Annotated in this window: 1 rRNA gene (cut by a window edge); it reads left to right on the top strand. The window is 56.5% G+C overall.

Annotated features, from left to right (window positions below):
* A 23S ribosomal RNA gene (locus tag ACFYPD_RS33990) occupies window positions 1-1514 on the top strand (it extends 1694 nt beyond the left edge of the window).
* Window positions 1515-1543 lie beyond the last annotated feature (29 nt).

The raw sequence follows: 1543 nt of genomic DNA, 5'->3' as shown, positions 1-1543 counted from the left end.
GGAGCGTGGGAACCTGACGGGTAGTAGTCAAGCGATGGGGTGACGCAGGAAGGTAGCTGAGCCCGGCCGGTGGTTGTGCCGGGGTAAGCGTGTAGGCCGTGCCGTAGGCAAATCCGCGGCGCATATAGGCTGAGACGTGATGCCGAGCCGATTCAGGTGAAGTCAGTGATCCTATGCTGCCGAGAAAAGCCTCTAGCGAGTTCTTAGCGGCCCGTACCCCAAACCGACACAGGTGGTCAGGTAGAGAATACCGAGGCGATCGGGCGAACTGTGGTTAAGGAACTCGGCAAATTGCCCCCGTAACTTAGGGAGAAGGGGGGCCGGAGACGTGAAGCCCCGCGCGGGTGGAGCGTTGTATGGCCGCAGAGAGCAGGGGGAAGCGACTGTTTACTAAAAACACAGGTCCATGCGAAGAAGTAATTCGATGTATATGGACTGACGCCTGCCCGGTGCTGGAACGTTAAGGGGACCTGTTAGTCCGTAAGGGCGAAGCGGAGAACTTAAGCGCCAGTAAACGGCGGTGGTAACTATAACCATCCTAAGGTAGCGAAATTCCTTGTCGGGTAAGTTCCGACCTGCACGAATGGCGTAACGACTTCCCCACTGTCTCAACCACAGGCCCGGCGAAATTGCACTACGAGTAAAGATGCTCGTTACGCGCGGCAGGACGGAAAGACCCCGGGACCTTTACTATAGCTTGACATTGGTACTTGAGTTAGCTTGTGTAGGATAGGTGGGAGCCGGTGAAGTCCATACGCCAGTATGGGTGGAGGCAATCTTGAAATACCACTCTGGTTGATTTGGGTATCTAACTTCGGACCGTTATCCGGTTCAGGGACAGTGTCTGGTGGGTAGTTTAACTGGGGCGGTTGCCTCCTAAAGGGTAACGGAGGCGCCCAAAGGTTCCCTCAGCCTGGTTGGCAATCAGGTGTTGAGTGCAAGTGCACAAGGGAGCTTGACTGTGAGACTGACAGGTCGAGCAGGGACGAAAGTCGGGACTAGTGATCCGGCACTGGCATGTGGAAGCGGTGTCGCTCAACGGATAAAAGGTACCCCGGGGATAACAGGCTGATCTTCCCCAAGAGTCCATATCGACGGGATGGTTTGGCACCTCGATGTCGGCTCGTCGCATCCTGGGGCTGTAGCAGGTCCCAAGGGTTGGGCTGTTCGCCCATTAAAGCGGTACGCGAGCTGGGTTTAGAACGTCGTGAGACAGTTCGGTCCCTATCCGCCGTGCGCGTAGGATACTTGAGAAGGGCTGTCCCTAGTACGAGAGGACCGGGACGGACGAACCTCTGGTGTGCCAGTTGTCCCGCCAGGGGCACGGCTGGTTAGCTACGTTCGGAAGGGATAACCGCTGAAAGCATCTAAGCGGGAAGCTCGCTTCAAGATGAGGTATCCCACCCACTTTGTGGGGTAAGGCCCCCAGCTAGACGACTGGGTTGATAGGCCGGAAATGTAAGCCCGGTAACGGGTTCAGTTGACCGGTACTAATAGGCCGAGGACTTGACTACTAAGCTGCTACGCGTCCACTGTGCAACTC

This window comes from Micromonospora sp. NPDC005299, from assembly GCF_042872345.1.
Lineage (GTDB): Bacteria > Actinomycetota > Actinomycetes > Mycobacteriales > Micromonosporaceae > Micromonospora.
Note: the sequence above shows the minus strand (reverse complement) of the source record. Positions and strands in the feature narration are given on the sequence as shown.